The following is a 23,594-nucleotide window of genomic DNA, read 5'->3' on the forward strand; positions in this document are numbered from 1 at the left end:
TTATGGAAATAGTAGATAAAAAAGTTTTGGTTATAGGATTAGGATTGTCCGGGATTTCAACTATAAAAACTCTCAGTTTTCTAAAAGCTGAGGTGTATTGTTATGATGATAAAGAAAAATCAGAATTGCAAAGAGTTTTTGAAGAAATAAAAGATTTTGACTATAATTTTATAAAAAATTATAAAGATTATGATTTTGATTTTGTAGTAAAAAGTCCGGGAATTAAACCATCCAATGAGATAATTGAATATTTTTTAAATAAAAAAGTTCCAATATATACAGACTTGGAATTAGCTTATACTCTATTTCCAAAAAGAAAAATTATTGCAATTACCGGTACTAATGGAAAAACTACTACAACAAGTTTGGTTGGTGAAATTTTTAAAACTGCAAATATAAAATCAAAAGTTGTCGGGAATATTGGAATAGGAATGCTTTGGGAAATTTTCAATTCAGATGACGAAACTGTAAATATTATAGAAGTTAGTAGTTTTCAATTACATAATATTAAGAATTTTAAACCATTAATTGCATCTATTGGAAATATAACTCCGGATCATATTGACTGGCATGGAAGTTTTGAAAATTATATAGAAGATAAATTAAAAATATTTAAAAATATGGATAAAAATGACAATCTTATTTTAAATATTGATGATGAAATTTTAGGTAAATTAGTTGTAACAAATACAAATGTTACAAAAATTTCATTAAAAAATAAAAATGCAGATTTTTATTTTAGTGAAGATGCTTTTTATCATAATGATAAAAAGATTTTTTCAATGAAAGATTTAAAAATTTTAGGAAGACATAATGCACAAAATGTTTTAATTTCTGTTGCAATCTGTTATAATTATGGTATAGATTTAGATACTATTATTTTTGCGTGTAAAAATTTTGCCGGTGTTGAACATAGAATTGAATTTGTTAGAGAATTAAATGGTATAAAATTTTATAACGATTCAAAAGGAACAAATGTAGATTCGACTATAAAGGCAGTTGAAGCATTAGAAAAACCTATTATACTAATACTGGGAGGATATGACAAACACGTTGATTTTAACCCATTGTTTAATTGTTTTAATGGGAAAGTAAAAGCTTTAATATTAGTTGGAGATACAAAGTATAAATTTTATGATACTGCGAAGAAAAATGGATTTGATAATAATATAATAGTTGATGATTATAGAGAAGTTGTTGAAAAATCTTTTGAAATTGCTGAAATTGGAGATAATGTATTACTTTCTCCTGCTTCTGCAAGTTGGGATATGTTCAAAAATTATGAAGAAAGAGGAAATTTATTTAAGAAGTTGGTAAATGAATTATAATGATTAAATTTGATAAATATGCTAAAAAATTAGTCATAATTGTTATGTTTTTACTTCTTTTTGGAAGTATAATGGTATTTAGTACAAGTTGGCCATATAGCTATAGACTAAAGGGAAATGAAGTAGATATAATAAGAAAACATATAATATTTGTAGGTTTATCCATTATATTTATTTTCTTAGTTTCACATATAAATATTTTAAAATTTAGAAAGCAAAGTAAGAATTTTTTTATATTTGCATTTATTTTAGGATTTACAGTATATTCTCCATTAGGAATCAATATTTATAATGCTAGAAGATGGGTTGGAATTGGCGGTTTAACATTTATGCCTTCTGACTTTATGAAAATTGCTTCTATAATGATGATGGCATATGTTATCGATAAATATAAAAAGAATTTTACTTTTAAAAATGTATTTTTTAAATATTTAATGATAGCGGGAATTGCAGCATTTTCAGTTATGATTCAACCTGACCTTTCCAATACATTGATAATAATTGGAACTTTAACCGCTATGTATATAATTGCCGGTATGGATAAAAAGGCAATAATGTTTTCCGGACTGGGAATTTCAATTGCAAGTTTTGCTGCTGTATATATGTTAAAATCCGGATATAGCAGAACTAGTAGAATTCAGGCGTTTATTGATCCGTTAAAATATAGAGATTCAAAATCTTGGCAATTAATAAAATCACTTTTTGCTATAACAAATGGCTCTATTTGGGGCGTTGGTCTTGGAAACGGAAGACAAAAATATACTTTATCTGAAGCGCATAATGATTTTATTTTTGCAACAATATCAGAAGAATTTGGATTTATCGGCTCTGTTTTTTTAATCGGAGTATATATATATTTGGCATATCTGGGAATTATGATTTCAAGAAATGTTAAAAATTTATATGGAAAGATGGTAATACTGGGAATAACATTCTCAATTGGATTGCAAACATTAGTTAATATAGGAACTGCTACGGGGACGATTCCTCCTACAGGAGTAACTTTACCTTTTGTAAGTTATGGGGGATCTTCTTTAGTTATGACTTCAATAATGATTGGAATTATTTTAAGTATTGCCAGATATGATGTAAAAGGGAGATAATATGAAGGTTGTAATAACTGGCGGTGGGACAGGAGGACATATATATCCTGCCGTTGCAATAATTGAAGAATTAAAAAGAAGAGATGAAAATACTGAAATTTTATACATAGGTTCTAAAAACAGTATGGAAAGCGAGTTAATTCCAAGCTTAAATATAGATTATAAATCAATAGAAGTTATGGGACTTCCCAGAAAGATTAATAAGAAATTTTTTAAATCAATTTTTGTTTTGCTGAAAGGATTATCTCAAGCAAAGAGAATATTAAAAGAATTTAAACCTGATGTTGTTATAGGAACCGGCGGTTTTGTAACGGGTCCTGTTTTATATAAAGCACATAAACTTGGTATTTATACAATTTTTCATGAACAAAATAGTTATCCCGGAATTACAAATAGAATCCTATCAAGATATGTTGATTCAATGGCAGTTACTTTCAAAGAATCAATTAAATTTTTTAAAAATAATGAAAAATGTATTGTTACGGGGAATCCTATTAGGAATAGATTTCAAAATTTAGATAGAAAAGAAGCCTTAAAGTTTTTTAAACTGGATGAAAATTCCAAAAATATTTTTTCTTTTGGGGGAAGTAATGGAAGTGAAGAACTTAATAAAGCTATAATTGGAATATTAGATGAATTTTATGAAAATAATGAAATTTCTCTAATTCATGTAACCGGAAAAAGTAATTATGATAAATTTTTAGAAGATATAAAGAATAAAGATATCAAAATTGGTGAGAACGTAAAAATTCTACCTTATATGATTGAGATGGATAAAGCTTATGGAGTTTCCGATTTAGTTATTACCAGCTCCGGAGCGATAACTTTAGCTGAGATATCAAAGATAGGTTTGGCGAGTATTTTAATACCAAAAGCATATACTACCGAAAATCATCAAGAATTTAATGCAAGGGCATATAAAGAAATTGGGGCAGCCGAGCTTATACTGGAGAGAGAGTTAAATTCAGATTTGTTATGGGAAAACATAGAAAAAATAATTTTTGATAATAATAAACTTGAACAAATGAAAGAAAATGCAAAAAAATTTGCAACACCTAATGCGGTAAATGATTTTGTTTCAATATTTTATGATAAATTTAAAGGGAGATAAATATGTCTAATAATAACAAAGGAAAAAAACCTAAAATATTTGTAAAAAAGAGAACGGATGAAATCAGTTCAACACATGATGAATTTTATGAATATGACAGCTTGAAGTCTAGAAATGACACTTTAGACGAATCATTTTTTGAGGAATTTAAAAGTGTAGATTTTGAAAAAATGAATTATGAGAAAGAACATCCTTCTTCTGAAAGTATAAACGATGAGAATATTTCTTCAAATGATATCATAGAAGATGAGGTTGTTCAAGAGCTTAAAGATGAAATAATAGATGAAGAAGAAAAACCAGAAGAAATATCTATAAGTGATATAAAAGATGAAATAATTTCAGAAGAAATTTTGACTGATGATAAATTAGATAAATTAGAAGATGAAACAATTTTGGAAGAATCTTTACCTGAATCTAAAAAAGAAGAAATTGAAAACATTGACTCTGAAGAAGAGGAAGATGATGATTTTGGAAGTTTAGATTCTGAGAAAAATATTGTATCTGTGGAAGAAATAAAATCTATAGAAGAATCAAAAGAACCGCAATTAGTTGAAATTAATCAAGAGGAAGATTCTAATGAGAATATAAATGATGAAGAATCAATTTTTAATCAGTATAGTATATCAAATGAAGAAGAGTTGAGTAAAGAGGGAAATTACGATTCTTTATTTGAAAAAGAAGGAGTTGTAAATTCTTTTGATGATTTGGAAGAAGACGATGATTTCGGAAGTTTAGAAGATCAAACTATAGTAGTTCAATCGGGATATGAAAATATTAGTCAAAAATCAAATTATCATAACAATTTAGTAGATACTACAGATGAATTGGAAGATGAAGATTATGACGATGAAGAATATTATATAGATAAAAAAGGCAGAAAGAAGAAAAAGAGAAGAGGATTTAGAATATTCTTTAAATTTTTATTAGCGTTTTTATTAGCCTGTGCAGCAATAACTGTATATTTCGGATTGACTCATGATTTATTTAAAATTGATTATATAAATGTAGTTGGTAATCTTGCTAATGAAAAAGAATTATTAATTGGTAAAAGCGGAATAAGTGTTGGAGATAATATATTCTTAGCGTCTTCAAGTAAAATCAAGAAAAATTTAAAAGAACTTCCAAATATCGAAGATGTAAAGGTAACAAAAAATTATCCTAATATAATAGAGATAGAAGTTAAAGAAAATTTTGTAAGTGCATATATAAATACTGCAAGTGGACTAACTACTATCGATAACTATGGTAAAGTTAAAGAACTAGCGACTGATAATTCAAAAGCATCAGGAGCTCAATTAAAAGGAATTACCGAAACAGGATTAAAAGTAGGGGAAGATTTTTCTACAGACGAGACGAAGGTTAAATTCTTATTAGATATTTTGACTAAAGAATATTATTTTGATATTGCTAGTATTGATTTTACAAATGATCAAGAAATAATTCTAGAATTTAAAAATTCTTTAAAAGTTACATTTGGAGATTTAAAAGACTATGCAAAGAAAACACAAATTATAGGGATTTTAATTAAGAAAATTCAATTAGAAGGAATAAATGCAACAGAAATTATACTAAATGTTGGAGAAAATCCAATAATTGTAAAAAAATAGTAGAAATTTATTAAAAAATTTAGTATAATAACATTGGTTACCTAAAAAATTAAGTATAAAACTATATAGGAGGAAATAATAATGGCATTTGAGATGGAAGTATATGGAAATGATTTAGCTAAAATCAAAGTTTTCGGTATTGGTGGCGGTGGAAACAACGCTATTTCAAGAATGAAACAATGCGGACTAAGAGGAGTTGATTTTGTAGCTGTAAATACAGATAGACAAATTTTAAATTCTATTGATATAGAAACAAAAATTCAAATAGGAGAAAAATTAACAAGAGGTCTTGGAGCAGGTGCAAATCCATCTGTTGGAGAAAAAGCTGCAGAAGAAAGTAAAGAAGAAATAATGAAAGCTCTTGAAGGAACTGATATGGTATTTGTAACTGCCGGTATGGGTGGCGGAACTGGTACAGGTGCTGCTCCTATTGTTGCAGGTATTGCAAAAGAAATGGGAATTTTAACTGTAGGTGTGGTTACTAAGCCATTCACTTTTGAAGGAAGAAAAAGAGCTATTCAAGCTGAACAAGGTATTGAAGCACTTAAAGAAAAAGTTGATACACTAATTACTATTCCAAATGATAAATTAATTCAAATTTCTGAAAAGAGAACAACTATGTTGGAAGCATTTGCTATGGCTGATGAAGTTTTAATGAACGGTATTCAAGGTATTTCCGATTTAATTGCTGTTCCAAGTATAATTAACTTGGATTTTGCAGATGTTAAATCAGTAATGCAAGATCAAGGAGTTGCTCATATGGGTATTGGTATAGCAAGTGGAGAAAACAGAGCAATTGATGCTGCTAAAATGGCAATTAACAGTCCATTACTTGAAACTTCTATTGATGGTGCAAGAGCGGTTCTTCTTAATGTTACAGCTGCAAATGTTGGTCTTTTTGAAGCACATGAAGCTGCAGAATTAATTAGAGAAGCTATTGATGGAGATGCTAATGTTATTTTCGGTACAGGAGTTGATGAATCACTTGGGGATAATATCAAGATTACTGTTATAGCAACAGGCTTTGATCCACTAGTTGCCGGAGGAATAAGAAAGCTATCAAGCTATGAAAAAAAACCTTCATCAGATAAAAAAGATGACGGATTAGATTTAGATATTCCAAGTTTCTTAAGATAATGAAATGTCCTAATTGTGGAGCAGAAACTACAAGAGTTTTAGATTCCAGAAATTCAAATGATAAAACTTATGTAAAGAGAAGAAGAGTTTGTGAAACATGTAATTACAAATTTACCACTTATGAAAAAATGCCTGAATTTGTAATATTTGTATTAAAAAAGGATGGATCAAAACAAATTTTCTCTAGAAATAAGGTTTTTGCAGGAATAAAAAAATGCTGTGAAAAAAGAAATATTCAAGATAAAGAGATAGAGGATGTTATAGATAATATTGAAAAAGATATTAGACAAAACTACAAAAATGAAATAAAATCTACTCAGATTGGAGAGCTGGTTTTAAAATATCTAAAATCACTTGATGAGGTTTCTTATGTTCGCTTTGCTGCAGTATATAAAGATTTTAGAGATATAAAATCTTTTATGGAATATTTACAAAAAGAATTTTAGGAGATGAATTAAAAATTCATCTCTTTTTTTATGTATAGTAGTGTTATTATTTAATAGAATCAATACTAATTTAAGATATTTTAATTTATTTTTTTTGCAATTTATGATAAAATAATAATGGATTATAATTAGAAATTTGTATTATTAGTGTTTATATATTTTAGGGAGAGTTTTATGAAAAAAAATATTAAGCCTGTATTTATTCTAGTATTATTAATAGAAATTATAGGATTGGGATTGATTTTTTATCAGTCAAGTTTGGAAAGAGCTAAGGTTAAAAAAGAGAGAGAAAAATATTATATAGTAACAGATATGAATAAAAATGATGTTTTAAAAATAGAAAAAAAACATCTTTCTTCTCAAGAGTTAAATAAAATAGTAATTACTAAAGCTGAAAATGATAAAAAATATATTGTAGAAGATAAGAAATTAATGGATGATATTATTTCTAAAATTGAATTTAGTAAATTTGTTTCCAATTCCGAACTTACTATGGAAAAAGAAGATATAACTATAACTTTTGAAAGCAATAATAATGTTTTTAGTATTTCTTTATCTTCTGAAGATAAAACAGCCGTTTTAAAATATAATGAGTATTCATTTTTTGTAACCGTTTCGGATGATTTTTATAATTTTGTTTATGAATTATATTCTAAAATTTCTTAGAATAGGAGTTTTTTATGAACATAAAGCAATTAATTGAAAAACATGGAGATACAAACGAAAATTGGTTAATTTTAGAATTTTTAACAGATAAAAAGCCTATTGAATTAAAAATTAACTTGAATTTTTGTGTTGATAGTATTTATGACGAATTTTTAAAAATAGTTGAAAAGAGAAAACAAAATTATCCTTTACAATACATTTTTGGAAAATGGGAATTTTACGGTTTGGAGTTATTTGTTGACAAATCCGCTTTAATTCCAAGATTTGAAACTGAAATTTTAGTTGATGAAATTTTAAAATTGAACTGTAAAAAGGATAAAATTTTAGATATAGGTTGTGGTAGTGGAGCTATAAGCCTTGCACTTGCAGATAATTTGAGAAAATCACAAATTTATGGTATTGATATAAGCAAAGAAGCAATAAATTTATCAAAAAGAAATAAAGAAAAATTAAATTTAAAAAATGTGAAATTTTATGAAAGTGATATTTTTTCAAATGTAAAGGAGAAAAATTTTGATATTATAGTTTCAAATCCTCCTTATATTGATGATGCTGATATGAAAACTCTGGAAAAAGAATTATCTTTTGAGCCACAAAATGCTCTTTATGGGGGAAAAGACGGATTGTTTTTTTATAGAGAAATAATAGAGAAATCTTTCGAATATTTATCAGAAAAAGGTGTTTTGGCTTTTGAAATAGGATATAATCAAATGGATATTATATCTAGTTTATTGGTTGAAAAAGGTTTTGAAATTTTACTTCAAAAAAAAGATTTTGCAGGATTTGATAGAATTATAATAGCTAAGAGGAGATAAAATGATTTTAATTAGCCTATTTTTAGTATTTTTATTTATAGGAGCATATAATTTTGGTGGTGGATATGCTATGATTCCACTTATTATATCTCTTGTTGTAGATAAATATGCTTGGATTGGAATGAATGACTTTATAAATTTTGTTACAATTTCTCAAATGACACCGGGCCCTATAGCCATTAATCTTGCAACATTTGTAGGATATACAGTCGGGAATGGAGTTTTAGGATCTATAATTACAACAATAGCTGTAGTTTTGCCAAGTTTTATACTAATAACTTTAATAGTATTTTTTATGCAAAAATTTAAAGATAATATACATATAAAAAATTTTTTTGTTGGAATAAGACCTATCGTACTTGGTTTAATTGCATCCAGTTGTGTAGCTGTTATAGATTCTGATTTTTACACTTTTTATTCGATTGTTACTTTTGGAATAATTTTTTACTTAACTACTTATAAAAATTTACATCCGATAATTGCGATTTTTTTAACCGGTTTAGTCGGAATGTGGATTGTTTAGGAGGTAATTATGTTATTTCAATTATTTAAGACATTTTTATGGATAAGCACTCTAACTGTTGGCGGTGGAGCTGCTATGATTCCGGTTATAAATAGAGAAATTGTTGAAAAAAAGAAATATATGACGCAGGAAGAGTTTTTAGATGCACTTGGTATAGCACAAAGTGTTCCGGGCGTTTTAGGTTGTAATATAAGCATTATAGTAGGATATAAGTTAAAAGGCTTGGCAGGAGCATTAGTTTGCTTGTTCTGTTCAATTTTTCCCGCTTTTTTGTCAATTCTTATAATTGCTATATTTTTCAAAGATATGAGTGCGAATTACTATGTAAGTAAATTTTTTGTCGCTGTTAAACCCGCTTTAATTGCAGTTTTAGCATCAGCTGTTATAATACTTGGGAAAAAGACGAAATCTCAAGCTATTCATTATTTAATTAGCTTAATAGTTTTAATTTTAGTAAGTTATTTTAAAATAAGTCCTTTTATTGTAATATTTTTGGGCGGTTTTGGATATGTTTTATATTGCAAGTTTTTAGTGGATAGACGTTAACAAATATGATAAAATATTTGTATAAATTTGGAGGAAATTATGATTGATGATAGATATGATGAAGAAAAAGATAATATAATGCAGGAAAAGAATGAAAAGAATTTTGGAAAAATATTCTGGGATTATGCAAAAGTTATAATTCTTGCACTTTTAATAAGTTTTGGAATAAAAACATTTGTCGTTACAAGCACTATTGTAGATGGAAGGAGTATGAATCCGACTGTAAATCATGGTGATAGACTTATGGTTAGTAAGTTGTTTTTTATGAAGAAGAATATAACTCGTGGAGATATTATTGACTTTTATGTTCCTGATGCAAAGAAATACTACTTAAAGAGAGTTATTGCAGTTGAAGGGGATACGGTTGAAATAATTAATGATAGAGTTTATTTGAATGGAAAAATGTTGGAAGAGAACTATGTAAGTACAAATGTTACAACTCCACATAATAATACTACAAAATGGGAAGTTCCTAAAGGATATGTTTTCGTTTTGGGGGATAATAGGTCAAATAGTAGAGATGGTAGAGATTTAGGAGTTATTCCAAGATCGGATATTGTTGGAAAAATTATATTTAGATACTATCCTTTTAATAATTTTGGAGGTTTAAAATAATTTATGAAAATAGAACAGAAGAATATTAGAAATTTTTCTATAATTGCACATATAGATCATGGAAAATCTACACTTGCAGATAGATTGATAGAAAAAACAGGAATGATGACTAAAAGAGAAATGGAAGAACAGGTTTTAGATAGTATGGACCTTGAAAGAGAAAGAGGAATTACTATAAAGTTAAAAGCTGTAAAACTTTTCTATAAAGCAAAAGACGGGGAAACTTATATTTTAAATCTTATTGATACTCCGGGACATGTTGACTTTACTTATGAAGTATCAAGAAGTCTTGCTGCTTGTGAGGGAGCAATTTTAGTTGTAGATGCAACTCAAGGTGTTGAAGCTCAAACTTTGGGAAATGTATATTTAGCTTTAGAACAAGATTTAGAAATTTTACCTGTTATAAATAAAATAGATTTACCGTCAGCTAGAATTGATGAAGTAAAAGATGAAATTGAAGAGATAACAGGATTTGATACAGAGGGAATTCCTTTAGTCTCCGCAAAAGAGGGACTTAATATTGAAGATGTACTGGAAGATATTGTAAAAAATGTTCCTGCTCCTACTGGAGATGAAAATGCACCACTTAAAGCACTTATTTTTGATTCCTATTATGATTCATATAAAGGTGTCGTTTCTTATGTTCGTGTAGTTGAAGGAACACTAAAAGAGGGAATGACAATTTATATGATGGCAACTAAAGGAAAATTTGAAGTAACTGAAGTTGGTTATACTGCATCCGGAAATGTTCAAACGGGAGAACTTAAAGCGGGAGATGTAGGTTATGTAGTTGCAAGTATAAAAAATGTAAAAGATGCAAGAGTTGGAGATACTATTACAGATTTTGAAAATATGACAGACAGTCCATTACCTGGATATAAAAAAGTTGTTCCAATGGTTTATTGTGGAATTTATCCTGCAGAGGGAGAAGATTTTAACAGTGTAAGAGAAGCGTTAGAAAAACTTCAAGTAAATGATGCATCTCTATCTTTTGAACCTGAAAGCTCCGTTGCACTGGGTTTCGGATTTAGATGTGGATTTTTGGGACTATTACATATGGAGATTATTCAAGAAAGACTTGATAGAGAATTTGACTTGAATATAATTACAACAGCTCCATCTGTAATCTATAAGGTTGCTAAAAAAACCGGAGAAATTCTTGAAATTCAAAATCCAAGTAATTTACCTAAAGAAACTGAAATAGAATATATGGAAGAGCCTATTGTTGAGGCAAATATTATGACTCCGAAAGACTATGTTGGAACTATTATGGATTTATGTCAAAATAAAAGAGGTATTTTTGAAAATATGGAATATCTCGATCAACATAGAGTTAGTCTAAGATATATTTTGCCATTAAATGAAGTAATATACGACTTTTTTGATGCATTAAAATCAAAAACAAAGGGTTATGCTTCACTTGATTATGAATTAAAAGGATATCAACGTTCTGATTTAACTAAATTGGATATTTTAATCAACGGAGATTTAGTCGATGCCTTTTCAATAATTGTTCATCGTGAAAAATCTTATGACAGAGCTAGAAATATAGTTGAAAGACTTAAAGATGAAATACCTAGACATCAATTTGCAGTACCTATTCAAGCTTCAATAGGTTCAAAAGTAATTGCGAGAGAAACTGTAAGAGCATTGAGAAAAGATGTACTTGCAAAATGTTATGGTGGTGATATTTCAAGAAAGAGAAAATTACTTGAAAAACAAAAAGAAGGTAAGAAGAAAATGCAACAAATCGGCAATGTAGAAGTACCACAACAAGCCTTCTTAGCTGTATTAAAATATGATGAAAAATAGCCTATTAGATAATAGGCTTTTTGCCTAATAGGAGAAAAATGAAAAAACTGGGATTATATATTCACATTCCTTTTTGTGATAAAATTTGCAATTATTGTGATTTTACTGCATTTCAGGGGGCGAATTCTAAAATTGAAGAATATGTTGAGGCTCTGAAAAAGGAAATAGAGTTAAAAGGAAATAAAGATTTTTTAATAGATTCTATATTTATCGGCGGAGGAACTCCGAGTTTTATTGACGGAAAATATATTTTTGATATTTTAGAAAAATTAAGAGAAAATTTCACTGTTTTAGATAATATTGAAATAACTATTGAAACAAATCCGAAAACTTTTGATGAAAAAAAATTGGAATACTATAAAAGTGAAAAAATAAATAGATTATCAATAGGAGTTCAAAGTTTTAATGATAAAATCTTAAAAGAACTGGGAAGAAATCACAACTCAAAAGAAGCATTAGAGAGTATTGAATTGGTAAAAAAAATCGGTTTTGATATAAATTTAGATTTAATTTTTGGTTATCAAAGTCAGACTATTGAAGATATTTTATATGACTTAGAAATGGTAAAAAAAATAAATCCCGAACATATCTCCTATTATGCTCTGATTATTGAAGAAAAGACTAAATTTAAAGCCTTACAAAATGCGGGAAAATTGAATTTTTTAGATGAAGATACTGAAAGAAAAATGTATCATCTAATTGTTGAAAAATTAGAAGAAATTGGACTTAAACAATATGAAGTTTCAAATTTTTCTAAAATTGGAAAAGAATCTGTCCACAATAAAAAATATTGGAATTGTAAAGAGTATTTAGGACTTGGAATTTCGGCACATTCATATTTGAATGATGAAAGATTTTCCAATACAGTTAATCTTACAAAATATATAAAAGAATTACAAAGTGGAAATGTTCCAATAGAATTTAGAGAAAAATTGGATATTTCAACTAAAAAATTTGAATATATCATAATGAATATGCGTTTAAAAGATGGATTTTTGATTTCTGATTACAACTGTATTTTTAAGTCGGACTTTTTAGAGGAGAATAAAAAAGCTGTTGAAAGTGGACTAGAAAATAAGGTAGTAGAAATAAAAGATGATAGAATATACTTTACAAAAAAGGGATTTGACATAATGGATAGCTTTTTTGTAAATTGTAATTTATAGAAATAAGGTGAGTCAAATGGATTTATTAAGGAGAAATTTAGAAAAATTTAATATTAAATATGGGAAAAAAATAAAAATGCTTAATACTGTATTTAATATTTTATGGGTTGTAATATATTTAATCTATTTTATATTTACATTTTACTTATTGAATTTTAAATTATCTTATGTGTTTGATTTCTTGCAAATTTTATTGGGATTTATATTTATATTTAACAGTATGAATATGATATATTTTATATTAAAAAGTTATACAAAAGTTGAACTTAGTTTTTTAAATCCATTAGATTTATTAGTTAAAATTTTAGCCTTTTTAAATTTGAATTTACTATTATATATTTCTGTTTTTAAATCTGAGTTTTTATTTTATAATTACTTTTTAACTCTATTTAATTATTCATATATTATATGTTTAAGTTTTGAGTTGTTTTTAATTTTGTATAATATTAATGATGTAAAATTTAAAATTAAAGATGATGAATTTCCTAAAAATAATGATATAGATAAGTGGTTTGACAATGAATATTTTGGTTACAGTTTACAACTTAAAGAGTTTCTTAATAGAGATGTGAGAGACTATATTAAGACAAATCATGATAATTTAAAATATTTAGAAGATTTTATTTTTAGTAAATTTACAACAGAAAAAGATTTGATTAGAGAGAAATTTTTACTTGAAAAAAATAAAAATATTGATATAAATTCATTTGAGCTAATTACAAAGACTATAAGTAAAGGAATAACTATAGCTATAGCATTTATAATAAAATCAGGATTATTATCTATAATTATTATTTCATCATTTATTTCTGCCGTTTTTGCAACTATAAGATTAATTTTGACGTCAATAGCCGTTAAAATATCTTTATTCATAGGAAAAAACAATATTACAAAAGCAGAAGATTTAAAAACATATTTAAAGGTAGGATTTTTAGTTTTTTTAATGATGATTTTAATATTAGCTTTGGATAATTTAAACCTTATTATTAAAAATTCAATAAAAAATAAAAAGAATAGAAAATATAAAGAGAATTATACAAAGCTAATAAGATATATATGTGATAATTATGATTGTTTAAAAAATAGAGGTAAATAATATGAAAGCTGTACTTTTTGATATGGATGGAGTCATTATAGACTCGGAAATGTTTTATATGAAAGGAACTTATGACTGGATTTCCAAAAGAGGTTTTAAAGGAAAACTTGAAGATACTTTTAGACTAATCGGTACGAATATGGAAGGAACATATAATTTACTTTATGAGATGCTTAATAAAAAATATTCAATTTCTGAAATTGATGAAGAAAATAGGAAATATTTTTTAGAAAATCCTATAGACTATAAAGCTATTTTAAATCCTTATGTAAAAGAAATTTTAATATTTTTAAAAGAGCATAAAATAAAAATTGCTGTTTGCTCATCAAGTCCTAAAAAGACAATTGAAAAGGCTCTAAAAGATTGTGAAATTTTAGAATACTTTGACTTTATAGTGAGTTCTGATGAAGTCAAAAAAAGCAAACCAAATCCTGATGTCTATCTAAAAGCCTGTGAATTTTTAAAAGTTTCTAAGGAAGATGCTTTTGTAATAGAAGATTCAACGAGGGGAATAGAAGCGGGAAAAAATGCAAATATAAAAGTAATTGCAATAAAAGATAAATTCTTCGGACAAGATCAAACCAAAGCAGATTATATATTTGAAAATTTAGGTGAAGTTTTAGAGTTTTTTAAAGGAAAAATATAAATAAATTATTAATAAGGGTTAGAAATTATTCTATCCCTATTTTTATGATAAATAAATTGAAATATGATATAATGTTATTATACATATATTGGAGGATTTTATTATGGAAAAAATTAAAAATTTTCGTGAAAAAATAAATGAAATATTTACATATTGGTGTTCAAAAAAAGTTGATGAATGGAAAAAAGAAATTGAAAAGACTAATTGTTTTTATGTTGTTATAAGTTTCATTTTGTTGGTTGGAATTTTTGAAGTTTTTTACTATTTTTTTATTCGAGAAAGACAAGACATATTTTTATTATTAAAATATATACCCACGTATATTCTTTTTTCAGTTATATATATCTGTCCTTCAGTTTATTTTTATGTTTCATTTGATGATTTAAGTAGTAAATTTTCAAAGACATATTTATTTATATATATAGGTCAGTTATTGGAAATATACTTTACTATAATCTTAATTCTAAAAATAATTAGTGAAAAATGTAAAAATAAAATTGATTATAATTATATTAAATATTTTATATTAACTTTTTTACTTTTTAGATTTATTCAATTTTTATTATATTCTTTTGTATATTATAAAGAATCTAGATTAGTTTTTAAAAAATGGATTAAAAGAAATTATGAAGGTTATGGATTTAAACTAAGAATGTTTAAAAGTGATTTAATTTGTAAAGATATTATTCATAAGAACCATTATAACATAAAACATATAGAAAAAATGATATTAAATAAATTTAAAACAAAAGAAAACTTATTAAGAGAAAAATTTTTAATTTCAAAAAAAGAGTTTATTTTAGAAGATTTAACCTTAATAACCATAATTTCATCTTTAATTGGTCTTGTTTTTTCGGCTTTTAAGTTTTTTATAAGTAATATTGAAATAGAGAAATTTAAAAATTATTTTTCGTATGATAAGATATCAATATTATATCTTTGTGGAATTTTTATTTTATTATTTAGTATAATAAGTTATATTGATTATAATAATAAGAAAAGCTATTTATATATTCTTGATTATGTAATTGAAAATTATGATGTTTTATCTGAAAAACATAATATAAAACAATTATGTTTACAAGATGAATTCTATAATAAATACTATTTAACTACTATTTTTATAGAATATAGTAATTTATTAATTCAACAGGAAAAATTAAAAGAAGTATTAAAATTTTTGGAAGAAAATGGAATACAAATAATATTTTGCTCGAATGAAATTGAAAGAAAAGATATAGAAAAGTGTTTAAAAAATTGTAATTTATTCAGTTATGATTATACTATTCTAGATAAAAAAGAGATTGGAAAAATAAAAATAGAAAATGATATAAAAGATAGAGAATATGATAATGATCTTTATCAAATCTTATCTGAAAAATTAGGAATTTCTACAAATGAAAAATTTATAATAAGTAAAAGTGAAGAAAAAATCAAATTAGAGTTTGTTGATTTTGAAGATAAATTTTTTTCTAATTTCAAAGAAGTGTTAGAATTTTTACAATCAAAAATGGAATAAGAATTCCTTATGAATAATAAATATCCATTAAAATAATCTATTTTACATTATATTTTCTTTGTTGTAAAATAGATGTAGTTATTTATTTAGGAGGATATTATGAAAAAATATTTTAAAAAATTAACAGTTCTTTTAGCAGTTTGTGTTTTATTTACTGCTTGTTCAGGACAAAATCAAAATACTGAAAAGAAAGATGATGGAAAGAAGACTGAAACTAAGTCTGATACTGTTAATGCACAAATTAGTTTTAGCGGTTCTTCAACTTTAGCTCCTGTAATCAATAAGATTGCTACTGATTTTATTGAAAAACATACAACTTGGGATAAGGTTGATTCTTCATTGCCAAAAGAAAATATAACTATTTTTGTTTCATCTGGTGGTTCAGGTGCAGGAGTTAAGGCTGTTCTTGATAAAGTTGCAAATTTTGGAATGCTTGCTCGTGATATTAAGGATTCAGAAAAAGAAAAGGTTAAGGATTTGGAATCTTATACTTTAGGTCTTGACGCTCTTTGTATTTGTGTTAATCCTGATAATAATATTTTAAAAGCTAAAAATGGAAATTTAACAAAAGAAGAAATCATAAAGATTTTCTCCGGAGAGTATAAAACTTGGAAACAAGTAGATCCATCTTTACCTGATGAAGAAATTGTAGTTGTAACTCGTGATTTAGGTGGTGGAGCACATGAAGTTTTCCAAAAGAAAATAATGAAAGATGTTAAGGTTAAACAAGATGCAATTCAAGCTCCTTCAATGGGTGCATTGGTTTCAAAAATTATTGAAAACAAAAATGCTATCGGATATGCTTCTTACGGTATAACTAATCAAAATAAAGGAAAGTTAATTCCTATGAAAGTTGATAATGTTGAACCTACTGAAGAAAATATTTTAAATAACAGTTACTATATTTCAAGACCTTTAATCATTATGAAAAGTGGAAAATTAACTGCAACTGAAAAAATATTTGTAGATTTACTTCAATCAGAAGAAGGAAAGAAAGTTATAAAAAGTATGGGATTCATTCCTAGCAAATAATATAAAGAAAATACTGAGGAATACTTTTTAGTATTCCTCTTTTTTGGAGTTATTATGAAAAATAAATTTTTTAAATATACAGTCTATATTTTTACATTATTTACAATCTTACTTTTGTTTACTCTAATAGTCTTTTTGTATAATCAGTCATTACCATTTTTTCTTAAAAATAATTTTCTAAAATTTATTTTTGGAAGAGTTTGGGATGCAACGGAAGTTTCCGGAAGTTTCGGAATTTTTAATATACTATTAGCAAGTGTATTTATTTCTATTTTAGCTTGTATAATTTCACTTCCCATAGCTATTGGAACTGCTTTATATTTATGTTTTTATACAAAAAAATTTAGAGTGTTACTAATATGGCTTATAAACATTTTGGCAGGTATTCCCTCAATAATTTACGGCTTTTTTGGAATGATTATAATTGTAAAAAATATAGAAAAAATATTTAAAGTCTCTGCAGGAGAAAGTGTGTTAGCAGGTAGTATTATACTATCAATAATGATTTTACCTTATTTTGTTTCAAATCTTATTGAAACAATTGAACTTATTAAGAAAAAATATCAAAGAGATTCTGATGCTTTGGGAATAAGTAAAGAGTTTTTTATAAGAAAAATAGTTTTAAAGAAATTGCATTTTTCAATTTTAACAGGCTTTATGATTTCATTCTCCAGAGCAATAGGGGAAACAATGGCAGTTATGATGGTTATAGGAAATGCACCGATTTTTCCAAAATTATTGTCAAAGGCACAGACGATTCCTTCACTTATTGCACTTGAAATAGGTATGAGTGAAGTCTATAGTGAACATTATTATGCACTTTTTGCAAGTGGATTTATACTTTTGATTTTAGTTTTAATCATTAATATTTTATTATTTATTATTAACAGAAAGAGTAGAAATTATGATAAGATTTAAGGATAATTTAATTAAACTTTTTGCCTTCGCATCTATTTTTATAGTTATGACTGCAATTTTTTTGATATTTTCTTTTGTGTTTTTTAATGGGATTTCAGGAATAAATATAAAATTTTTAACGGAAAATCCTAAAGGAATGCCACTTGGAGTAGATGGTGGAATAAGAAATGCGATAATAGGATCATTCTTATTGATGATTTTATCTATGTTTTTTTCAACAGTTTTAGGTATTTGTTTTGCGATTTACAATAAAATTTTTTGCAAATCAAAAATTATTAAAATGCTTTTGAGTTTTCTTATTCAATGTATTTCATCAATTCCTTCAATTATAATTGGACTTTTTGTCTATGGATTTTTTATAGTAACTTTAAATATTCCAAAGAGTTTATTTACAGCAAGTATAGCTCTTTCACTAATGGTTTTTCCTTTTGTGGAGTTAAATGTTGAAAAATTAATCGAGGAATTTGACAGACAAAGCATAAGAGACAGTTATGCTTTGGGAATTGATAAAATTTATATGTGTAGGAAGTTAATTCTACCTACCATTTCCAATAAAATAGTTTCAATTTCAATTTTAGCTGGAAGTTATGCCATAGGGGCAACTGCACCTTTACTTTTGACTGGAGTTGTATTTATGGCGAAACCAAGCGGATTATTTAATCCTATTATGGCTTTACCATTCCATTTGCATATGTTACTTAGTCAATCAGTCGCAACTGAAAAGGCATATGCTACGGCAATGGTTTTAATTGGACTTTTAATAATATTAAATTTATTATCTGAAATAATAATGAGAAATATCGGAGGTAAAATAGTTGAATATATTAGAAATAAAAAATCTTAGTATCTTTTACGAAGAAAAAAGCATTTTAGAAGATGTCAATTTAGATATAAAGGAAAATGAAATAATCTGTATAATGGGAAGCTCGGGCTCAGGAAAATCTACTTTACTTTCTTGCTTGAATGGATTTTTAATAGAAAATGGTGGAAGTTATACAGGAGATATATTTTTTAGGGGAGAAAATATTAAAAACATCAAACCAATTGAATTAAAAAGAAAAATCTCTATACTTTTTCAAGACTCTAAACCTTTTGACTTTTCAATAGAAAAAAATATTACCTATGCTATGGAATTTTATGAGGGAAAAATTAAAAATAAAAAAGAAAAAGTTAAAAATTTATTGGAAAGTGTGAATTTATATGATGAGGTAAAAGATAATTTAAGTCTTTCTCCTTCGAAATTATCCGGTGGGCAAAGGCAAAGACTTTGTATTGCTAGGATGCTTACAACTTGCCCTGAAGTTTTGATTTTTGATGAACCTTGTTCTTCTTTGGATGAGAAAAATTCTATAATAATTGAATCTCTTATAAAAGAACTTTCAAAAAAATACACTATAATAATTTCAACACATAATGAAAAGCAGGCAAATAGACTAGCAGATAGAATAATTAGAATAGAAAATAAAAAATTAGTTTAAAAACAGAAAATTAAAAAGTTAAAAATCTACTTTAGTTGGGTATATACATATAGTAAGATTTTTTAGTTCGGAAATTTATAAAACTTAAGTATTGATATATTTAAGTTTTTTTCTTTAGTACATATTATGCGGAGGAAGTTTATGGTAAAAACATTGAGTAATAGTATAAGAGAGTATAAAAAAGATTCCATTATGTCTGTTATTTATATTATCTTTGAGGTTATTATGGAATGTATTATTCCTTTTATTCTTGCAAATTTGGTAAATGGAATAAGATCAAATATCCCAATTGGAGATTTGTTTAAACAGGGTTTAATTCTTGTAGTAATGGCAATGTTATCTTTAACTTTTGGAATATTAGCGGGAAAGAAAAGTGCGATTGCATCTTCAGGTTTTGCTAGAAATTTAAGAAAAGATATTTTTGAAAAAGTTCAAGGATTTTCTTTTAAAAATATAGATTCTTTTTCTAATTCTTCATTGCTTACAAGACTTACTACTGATGTTACAAATGTTCAAAATGCTTATATGATGACAATAAGACTTGCTATTAGAAGTCCATTTATGTTTGTTTTTTCATTCGTTATGGCTTTTATTATGGGTGGAAGACTTGCATTTATTTTTGTTATAGTTGTTCCAATACTTTTAATTGGACTTGCATTTATTATTATAAAAGCGATGAAAATTTTCAAACAAATATTTTATAAATATGATGATATGAATAATACTATTCAAGAAAATATTAAGGCAATAAGACTTGTAAAATCACTAGTTCGTGAAGATTTTGAAATTGATAAATTTGATAAAGTTGCAAGTGAAGTAAAACATGATTTTACAATTGCAGAAAAAATAATATCATTGTATGCACCTTTAATGCAATTTTGTTTATATGTAGATACTGTTTTGATTCTATTTTTAGGTTCCTATGTTATAGTAGCTGGAATTAATCCAAATTTCAATGTTGGACAGATATCCGCACTTATGACTTACAGTTTTATGATTTTGAGCAGTCTAATGATGTTTTCAATGGTTCTTGTTATGTTAACAATGGCAATGGAATCTTCAAAGAGAATTTCAGAAGTTTTAAATACAGAATCAACTATAACAGACGAAAAATCACTACATAAAGTATTAAATAGTGGAGAAATAGAATTTAAAAATGTAATTTTTAGATATTCAGAAGACGCAAAAGAAAATGTAATTAATGATGTTTCATTTAAAATTCCATCAGGAAGTACGGTTGGAATAATAGGAGCTACCGGTTCTGGAAAGAGTACATTAGTTCAATTAATTCCAAGACTTTACAATATAAATTCTGGAGAAATTTTAATTGACAATATTAATATCGAAAATATTGACATTGAATTATTAAGAGAAGAAGTAGGTATGGTTCTTCAAAAAAATACTTTATTCTCCGGAACAATTCGAGAAAATTTAAAATGGGGAAACAAAAATGCAACTGATGAAGATCTTGATTTAGTTTGTAATATTGCTCAAGCAAGTGAAATTTTAAATAAAATGCCTAATGGCTACGATGAGTATATTGAACAAGGTGGAGCAAATCTATCAGGTGGTCAAAAACAAAGACTTTGTATTGCAAGAGCATTACTTAAGAAACCGAAAATTTTAATTTTTGACGACTCTACTTCAGCTGTTGATACAAAAACAGATGAATTGATAAGAAGAGGCTTACAATCCTATATGCCTGAAACTACAAAAATTATAATCGCTCAAAGAATATTATCCGTACAAAATGCAGATATAATTTTGGTAATTGAAAAGGGCAAAGTAGTTGCTAGTGGAAATCATGAAACTCTAGTAAGACAAGAGGGATTATATCGTGATTTATATTTAACACAAGGAGGAGTTGTAGATGAAAAATAGTAAAAAATCAATTTTATTCAGAGTAATAAAAGAAGTATTTACAGCTTATCCTGTACTTTTTCCTTTAGTTTTAATTGGAATAGTATTTACGGCTGGGGTTAGCTCAATTCCAAGCTTATTTATTCAAAAAATTGTAAGTTTACTTGAAGCTAGAGATCCTTCGGTTTCATGGTCTGTTTTTTCAAAACAAATGATTACTTTAATCTTGATATTAATTGGAGTAGATATACTTTCTTTGATTTTAACAGCCGTATATAATCTTGCAATGGCTACTATAACACAAGGAACTCTTTATTATATGCGAAAAAAGATGTTTGTAAAAATGCAAACTCTTCCTTTAAAGTATTTTGATACTGAAGGACATGGGGATATAATGAGTTATTATACAAATGATGTTGATGCCTTAAGACAGATGATTTCACAAAGTTTACCAAATGTCTTAGCATCATTAGTTGTTGTCATAACAGTTTTTGGTATAATGTTATATTTTAGTTTTTGGATGACACTTACCGTTCTGCTAGGTGTTGTTGCCATGTATTTTGTAACAAAATATGTTGGTAAACATTCAAGAAAGTACTTCATTGAGCAACAAAAATCATTGGGTAAAACTGAAGGTTATTTAGAAGAAATGATTTATGGACAAAAAGTTGTAAAAGTTTTTAATTATGAAGATGAGTCAATGAAAAAATTTAATGAAGTTAATGATAAATTATTTGATGATTCTCAAAAGGCGAATTCTTATGCTAATATACTTGGACCTATTTTAAATAATATTGGAAATATTCTCTATGTTGTTGTTGCAATTGTTGGAGGACTTTTAATATACTTTAATGTATATAATTTAAGTCTTTCAGGTATGGCAATAAGCATAAGTATAGTAGTTCCATTTTTAAATATGACAAAGCAATTTTCAGGAAATATCAACCAAGTTTCAATGCAATTAAATTCAATCATTATGGGTCTAGCGGGTGTTGAAAGAGTTTTTGCTCTAATTGACCAAGAACCTGAAATAGATGATGGAAAAGTAGAAATAGAAAAAGAAGACAATAAATCTGTTTTTGTAAAAGAAAATGGTGAAAAAACTGAAGTTCTAGGAAATATTGATATAAAAAATATTGTTTTTGGATATAATAAGGAAAAAACAGTTTTAAAAAATATCAGTATTACTGCTAAACAAGGTGAAAAGATTGCACTTGTAGGAGCAACCGGAAGTGGAAAAACTACAATAGCCAACCTTATAAATAGATTTTATGATGTAAATAGCGGAGAAATTTTATTTGACGGAATAAATGTAAATTCAATAAAAAAAGCTGACCTTAGAAAAAATGTAGGTGTTGTTTTACAAGAAACAAATCTATTTACTGGAACAGTTTTTGAAAATCTTAGATACGGGCATTTAGAAGCTACAAGAGAAGAATGTATCGAAGCTTGTAAAAAAACAGGTGCTCACGAATTTATAATAAAACTTCCAGAACAATATGATACAGTATTAAGAAGTGGTGGAGAAAATTTATCTCAAGGTCAAAGACAGTTGCTTGGAATTTCAAGAGCATTGCTTGAAAATAAACCCGTTCTTATTTTAGATGAAGCTACTTCTTCAATAGATACAAAAACAGAAAATGTTGTTCAAAAAGCAATGTATATCTTAATGGAAGGTAGAACTGTATTTATAATTGCTCATAGACTATCTACAATTTCAAACTCTGATAGAATAATAGTTCTGGATAATGGAGAAATTTTAGAAATGGGAACTCACGATGAGTTGATTGAAAAACAAGGAAGATACTATCAATTATATACAGGAAAATTTGAACTGGATTAATAAGTTAAAAAATCAAAGTCTGCAGATTGACTTTGATTTTTTTATGTTATATAAGGGTATTATACATTACCAATATAGAGTATAGAATTTTTCAAAGGAGCAAAACAATGGAAAATAAGCCATTTAAGTTGTTGATAATATTATTTTTGTTTTTTGTTTCAATAAATCTTTATAGTCAATTTAAAGTTGTATTGGATGAAGGAATTTCAAAAAAAGAATCTGTAATATTAGAAAAATAAAAGACTATTAAAGAATATGTAGATAATGCCAATAAAGATGTAAAAGATGCAAAAATAGTAGTAGTTTCTTATAAGAAAGTTAAAGATA

Annotated in this window: 23 protein-coding genes; all 23 read left to right on the forward strand. The window is 26.3% G+C overall.

All coding sequences use genetic code 11. From position 1 onward, the window contains the following. Positions 1–2: 2 nt before the first annotated feature. The 23 genes from murD (at position 3) to ACMX2D_RS05175 (ending at position 23,506) form a co-directional block, all read left to right on the forward strand. Positions 3–1,328, forward strand: a complete 1,326-nt coding sequence (gene murD / locus ACMX2D_RS05065) for a UDP-N-acetylmuramoyl-L-alanine--D-glutamate ligase (RefSeq protein ID WP_414972970.1) — start codon at positions 3–5, stop codon at positions 1,326–1,328. After that, positions 1,328–2,431 (forward strand): FtsW/RodA/SpoVE family cell cycle protein, encoded by a 1,104-nt coding sequence (locus tag ACMX2D_RS05070; RefSeq protein ID WP_414972971.1) that lies wholly within the window; start codon positions 1,328–1,330, stop codon positions 2,429–2,431. The genes murD and ACMX2D_RS05070 overlap by 1 nt, the downstream gene beginning before the upstream one ends. A gap of 1 nt (position 2,432) precedes the next feature. Further along, positions 2,433–3,542, forward strand: coding sequence for an undecaprenyldiphospho-muramoylpentapeptide beta-N-acetylglucosaminyltransferase (gene murG / locus ACMX2D_RS05075; RefSeq protein WP_414972972.1), 1,110 nt, complete (start codon positions 2,433–2,435; stop codon positions 3,540–3,542). Between the two features lie 2 nt (positions 3,543–3,544). Further along, on the forward strand, positions 3,545–5,149 hold the full coding sequence (locus tag ACMX2D_RS05080; protein WP_414972973.1) for a cell division protein FtsQ/DivIB: 1,605 nt from the start codon (positions 3,545–3,547) through the stop codon (positions 5,147–5,149). A gap of 81 nt (positions 5,150–5,230) precedes the next feature. After that, complete coding sequence (gene ftsZ, locus ACMX2D_RS05085) at positions 5,231–6,286, forward strand: cell division protein FtsZ (RefSeq protein ID WP_414972975.1); 1,056 nt, start codon at positions 5,231–5,233, stop codon at positions 6,284–6,286. Then, complete coding sequence (gene nrdR, locus ACMX2D_RS05090) at positions 6,286–6,732, forward strand: transcriptional regulator NrdR (protein WP_041953655.1); 447 nt, start codon at positions 6,286–6,288, stop codon at positions 6,730–6,732. Before ftsZ ends, nrdR begins: the two co-directional genes overlap by 1 nt. A gap of 174 nt (positions 6,733–6,906) precedes the next feature. Continuing rightward, a complete protein-coding gene (locus ACMX2D_RS05095; protein ID WP_414972977.1) occupies positions 6,907–7,398 on the forward strand; it encodes a hypothetical protein in 492 nt (163 codons plus the stop codon). Positions 7,399–7,412: 14 nt separating this feature from the next. Further along, the gene (gene prmC / locus ACMX2D_RS05100; protein ID WP_414972978.1) at positions 7,413–8,213 is read left to right on the forward strand and encodes a peptide chain release factor N(5)-glutamine methyltransferase; all 801 of its coding nucleotides are present in this window, start codon (positions 7,413–7,415) and stop codon (positions 8,211–8,213) included. Between the two features lies 1 nt (position 8,214). Beyond that, positions 8,215–8,736: a chromate transporter gene (locus ACMX2D_RS05105; RefSeq protein WP_414971326.1), complete on the forward strand. Its 522-nt coding sequence runs from the start codon at positions 8,215–8,217 to the stop codon at positions 8,734–8,736. Between the two features lie 9 nt (positions 8,737–8,745). Beyond that, complete coding sequence (locus tag ACMX2D_RS05110; RefSeq protein ID WP_414972980.1) at positions 8,746–9,282, forward strand: chromate transporter; 537 nt, start codon at positions 8,746–8,748, stop codon at positions 9,280–9,282. A gap of 39 nt (positions 9,283–9,321) precedes the next feature. Continuing rightward, entirely contained in the window at positions 9,322–9,897 is a 576-nt protein-coding gene (gene lepB / locus ACMX2D_RS05115) for a signal peptidase I (protein ID WP_414972982.1), read from the forward strand. 3 nt (positions 9,898–9,900) lie between these two features. Then, entirely contained in the window at positions 9,901–11,709 is a 1,809-nt protein-coding gene (gene lepA, locus ACMX2D_RS05120; protein ID WP_414972983.1) for a translation elongation factor 4, read from the forward strand. Positions 11,710–11,747: 38 nt separating this feature from the next. Further along, complete coding sequence (hemW, locus tag ACMX2D_RS05125) at positions 11,748–12,875, forward strand: radical SAM family heme chaperone HemW (protein ID WP_414972984.1); 1,128 nt, start codon at positions 11,748–11,750, stop codon at positions 12,873–12,875. A gap of 16 nt (positions 12,876–12,891) precedes the next feature. Further along, positions 12,892–13,971 (forward strand): hypothetical protein, encoded by a 1,080-nt coding sequence (locus ACMX2D_RS05130; RefSeq protein ID WP_414972985.1) that lies wholly within the window; start codon positions 12,892–12,894, stop codon positions 13,969–13,971. A gap of 1 nt (position 13,972) precedes the next feature. Then, on the forward strand, positions 13,973–14,617 hold the full coding sequence (locus tag ACMX2D_RS05135; protein ID WP_414972986.1) for an HAD family hydrolase: 645 nt from the start codon (positions 13,973–13,975) through the stop codon (positions 14,615–14,617). 103 nt (positions 14,618–14,720) lie between these two features. Beyond that, positions 14,721–16,136, forward strand: coding sequence for a hypothetical protein (locus ACMX2D_RS05140; RefSeq protein ID WP_414972988.1), 1,416 nt, complete (start codon positions 14,721–14,723; stop codon positions 16,134–16,136). 99 nt (positions 16,137–16,235) lie between these two features. Then, positions 16,236–17,168, forward strand: coding sequence for a phosphate ABC transporter substrate-binding protein (locus ACMX2D_RS05145; protein WP_414972990.1), 933 nt, complete (start codon positions 16,236–16,238; stop codon positions 17,166–17,168). 54 nt (positions 17,169–17,222) lie between these two features. After that, positions 17,223–18,086: a phosphate ABC transporter permease subunit PstC gene (pstC, locus tag ACMX2D_RS05150; RefSeq protein WP_414972992.1), complete on the forward strand. Its 864-nt coding sequence runs from the start codon at positions 17,223–17,225 to the stop codon at positions 18,084–18,086. After that, the gene (locus ACMX2D_RS05155) at positions 18,073–18,930 is read left to right on the forward strand and encodes a PstA family ABC transporter permease (RefSeq protein ID WP_414972993.1); all 858 of its coding nucleotides are present in this window, start codon (positions 18,073–18,075) and stop codon (positions 18,928–18,930) included. Before pstC ends, ACMX2D_RS05155 begins: the two co-directional genes overlap by 14 nt. Next, a complete protein-coding gene (locus ACMX2D_RS05160; RefSeq protein ID WP_414972995.1) occupies positions 18,902–19,564 on the forward strand; it encodes a phosphate ABC transporter ATP-binding protein in 663 nt (220 codons plus the stop codon). Before ACMX2D_RS05155 ends, ACMX2D_RS05160 begins: the two co-directional genes overlap by 29 nt. A 141-nt stretch (positions 19,565–19,705) precedes the next feature. Then, positions 19,706–21,445 (forward strand): ABC transporter ATP-binding protein, encoded by a 1,740-nt coding sequence (locus ACMX2D_RS05165; protein ID WP_414972998.1) that lies wholly within the window; start codon positions 19,706–19,708, stop codon positions 21,443–21,445. Continuing rightward, positions 21,435–23,267 carry an ABC transporter ATP-binding protein gene (locus ACMX2D_RS05170; protein ID WP_414972999.1) on the forward strand — a complete coding sequence of 611 codons (1,833 nt, stop codon included), beginning with the start codon at positions 21,435–21,437 and terminating at the stop codon, positions 23,265–23,267. The genes ACMX2D_RS05165 and ACMX2D_RS05170 overlap by 11 nt, the downstream gene beginning before the upstream one ends. Positions 23,268–23,374: 107 nt before the next feature. After that, positions 23,375–23,506: a hypothetical protein gene (locus ACMX2D_RS05175; protein ID WP_414973000.1), complete on the forward strand. Its 132-nt coding sequence runs from the start codon at positions 23,375–23,377 to the stop codon at positions 23,504–23,506. Positions 23,507–23,594: the final 88 nt, after the last annotated feature.

This window comes from Parvimonas oralis (assembly GCF_047608425.1).
In the GTDB taxonomy this organism is placed as follows: Bacteria; Bacillota; Clostridia; order Tissierellales; family Peptoniphilaceae; genus Parvimonas.

Excerpts from the sequence above, each read along its gene's own strand:
- murD (WP_414972970.1), top strand. The coding sequence starts at position 3 with ATGGAAATAGTAGATAAAAAAGTTTTGGTTATAGGATTAGGATTGTCC.
- ACMX2D_RS05070 (WP_414972971.1), top strand. The coding sequence starts at position 1,328 with ATGATTAAATTTGATAAATATGCTAAAAAATTAGTCATAATTGTTATG.
- murG (WP_414972972.1), top strand. The coding sequence starts at position 2,433 with ATGAAGGTTGTAATAACTGGCGGTGGGACAGGAGGACATATATATCCT.
- ACMX2D_RS05080 (WP_414972973.1), top strand. The coding sequence starts at position 3,545 with ATGTCTAATAATAACAAAGGAAAAAAACCTAAAATATTTGTAAAAAAG.
- ftsZ (WP_414972975.1), top strand. The coding sequence starts at position 5,231 with ATGGCATTTGAGATGGAAGTATATGGAAATGATTTAGCTAAAATCAAA.
- nrdR (WP_041953655.1), top strand. The coding sequence starts at position 6,286 with ATGAAATGTCCTAATTGTGGAGCAGAAACTACAAGAGTTTTAGATTCC.
- ACMX2D_RS05095 (WP_414972977.1), top strand. The coding sequence starts at position 6,907 with ATGAAAAAAAATATTAAGCCTGTATTTATTCTAGTATTATTAATAGAA.
- prmC (WP_414972978.1), top strand. The coding sequence starts at position 7,413 with ATGAACATAAAGCAATTAATTGAAAAACATGGAGATACAAACGAAAAT.
- ACMX2D_RS05105 (WP_414971326.1), top strand. The coding sequence starts at position 8,215 with ATGATTTTAATTAGCCTATTTTTAGTATTTTTATTTATAGGAGCATAT.
- ACMX2D_RS05110 (WP_414972980.1), top strand. The coding sequence starts at position 8,746 with ATGTTATTTCAATTATTTAAGACATTTTTATGGATAAGCACTCTAACT.
- lepB (WP_414972982.1), top strand. The coding sequence starts at position 9,322 with ATGATTGATGATAGATATGATGAAGAAAAAGATAATATAATGCAGGAA.
- lepA (WP_414972983.1), top strand. The coding sequence starts at position 9,901 with ATGAAAATAGAACAGAAGAATATTAGAAATTTTTCTATAATTGCACAT.
- hemW (WP_414972984.1), top strand. The coding sequence starts at position 11,748 with ATGAAAAAACTGGGATTATATATTCACATTCCTTTTTGTGATAAAATT.
- ACMX2D_RS05130 (WP_414972985.1), top strand. The coding sequence starts at position 12,892 with ATGGATTTATTAAGGAGAAATTTAGAAAAATTTAATATTAAATATGGG.
- ACMX2D_RS05135 (WP_414972986.1), top strand. The coding sequence starts at position 13,973 with ATGAAAGCTGTACTTTTTGATATGGATGGAGTCATTATAGACTCGGAA.
- ACMX2D_RS05140 (WP_414972988.1), top strand. The coding sequence starts at position 14,721 with ATGGAAAAAATTAAAAATTTTCGTGAAAAAATAAATGAAATATTTACA.
- ACMX2D_RS05145 (WP_414972990.1), top strand. The coding sequence starts at position 16,236 with ATGAAAAAATATTTTAAAAAATTAACAGTTCTTTTAGCAGTTTGTGTT.
- pstC (WP_414972992.1), top strand. The coding sequence starts at position 17,223 with ATGAAAAATAAATTTTTTAAATATACAGTCTATATTTTTACATTATTT.
- ACMX2D_RS05155 (WP_414972993.1), top strand. The coding sequence starts at position 18,073 with ATGATAAGATTTAAGGATAATTTAATTAAACTTTTTGCCTTCGCATCT.
- ACMX2D_RS05165 (WP_414972998.1), top strand. The coding sequence starts at position 19,706 with ATGGTAAAAACATTGAGTAATAGTATAAGAGAGTATAAAAAAGATTCC.
- ACMX2D_RS05170 (WP_414972999.1), top strand. The coding sequence starts at position 21,435 with ATGAAAAATAGTAAAAAATCAATTTTATTCAGAGTAATAAAAGAAGTA.
- ACMX2D_RS05175 (WP_414973000.1), top strand. The coding sequence starts at position 23,375 with ATGGAAAATAAGCCATTTAAGTTGTTGATAATATTATTTTTGTTTTTT.